Below are 1,551 nucleotides of genomic sequence, written 5' to 3'. Positions count from 1 at the left end.
CACTTGATGTCGTACGACAAACGGGCAGCTTCACCGGCTTTTCAGGGAATTTCATTGGAGTATGTGGGCTTTTAAAGCCTAGTTTAGAAAATTAATGACTGAAAAATCAATGTGAAGAGCAACTTTATCTCAACAGAGCATGAGATTTTAGAAGAGGATGTTTATTATGACGCAGTTATGACGTGGTCTTTGGTATTGATATCAGTAGTAAGAGTTCATCTGTATGCATTATGGTCAGAGCTAAAGAATTTGATAGCTTTACGATTACTAATGATTTAGGTGGCTTCAATGTGTTATTGGATCAATTGCAGTGCTACGCCAATCCTGTAGTTGTCTTTGAAGCAACTGGCGTATATTCTCTGCCATTGCAGTCATTTTTGGATCGTCATAATTATAATTATGTGCGGCTTAACCCGTTAAAGGCTAAGAAGCTAATGGACAATAATCTGCGTCATCTTAAAACCGATAAATTAGACGCTAAGCATTTAGCAGAACTTCAATTCAACTCACCGCAACAGCTTTCGCCTAAACAAGATTATCGTTACCATGAAATGCAAAATGCAAGTCGTTTCTATGAAGAGCTAACTAACGATTTAGTTAAGTGGAAGAATCGCTTGCACCGGGCTCTACAGTCTACGTTCCCGCAGATTGAAAGGCTGACCAGCAGTCATAGTGGTGAAGTTTACTGGCAAATTGTCAATCTCTTTCCGCATGCCAAGTTTGTTTTAAACAGTGCTTATGATCAAATTGTGGCTCAATTGAACCAAATTAAAGGCATTGGACATGCAAAAGCTAATACGTTAGCCTGCAGCTTGCAAACTATTGCTAAGCGGACCTGCTATTACGATGATTATGACAGTATCACAGTTGAATTGGGTAAATATTGCATTGAACGATTACGTGGCATTGAGCAAAGACGTAAACATATTTTAGAGTATATTAAGGAAATAGCCCCTAATCCTAGAGACGTTCAGCTTTATGCCACTATTCCAGGAATAGCTGATACAACTGCCCTAAGAATCTATGCGGAATTAGGAGATTTACGTAGATTTAACAATCGTAACCAAATTAATGCCTTTATTGGTATTGATCCGGGAAGATCACAATCAGGAGATGTCGACAATCATTTATCAGTCACAAAACACGGCAACGCTATTGCCCGAAAGATCTTATATCGAACTATTGGGCAAATGGAGACGGTCAAGTCATCGCAGCCTTGTCATATCACGGATTACTATGATTACAAAAAACAGCTTTCGAAAGCCAGAGGCTACAAGAAAGCTGCTATTGCATCTATGCATAAACTGATTCGGACAATCTATGCTCTAATTATTAATGATCAACCATATGATTACCGTAAATCTCTTCATAATCAAAGTTAATGATTAATCATTTATAAGTATATCAGTCTGCACAAAATGATTAAAGTGGAGACTTATTTTGTCATGCCCTGTATTGGGTTCTCAGACTGACTTTAATCTTATTCGCCTCATCAAAAGACTAAAAATTCTTCTTTAAATCTTTGATAATACTTGATTTTAGGTAGAAAAA

1 protein-coding gene is annotated in these 1,551 nt (G+C 37.5%); it reads left to right on the top strand.

What is annotated here, in order from left to right:
- Positions 1-182 precede the first annotated feature (182 nt).
- Positions 183-1,382, top strand: a complete 1,200-nt coding sequence (locus EJK17_RS11190; protein ID WP_103662719.1) for an IS110 family RNA-guided transposase — start codon at positions 183-185, stop codon at positions 1,380-1,382.
- Positions 1,383-1,551: the final 169 nt, after the last annotated feature.

It is taken from the genome of Lactobacillus xujianguonis (assembly GCF_004009905.1).
GTDB classification, from domain to species: Bacteria; Bacillota; Bacilli; order Lactobacillales; family Lactobacillaceae; genus Lactobacillus; species Lactobacillus xujianguonis.
This window is presented reverse-complemented; position numbering and strand designations above follow the sequence as displayed.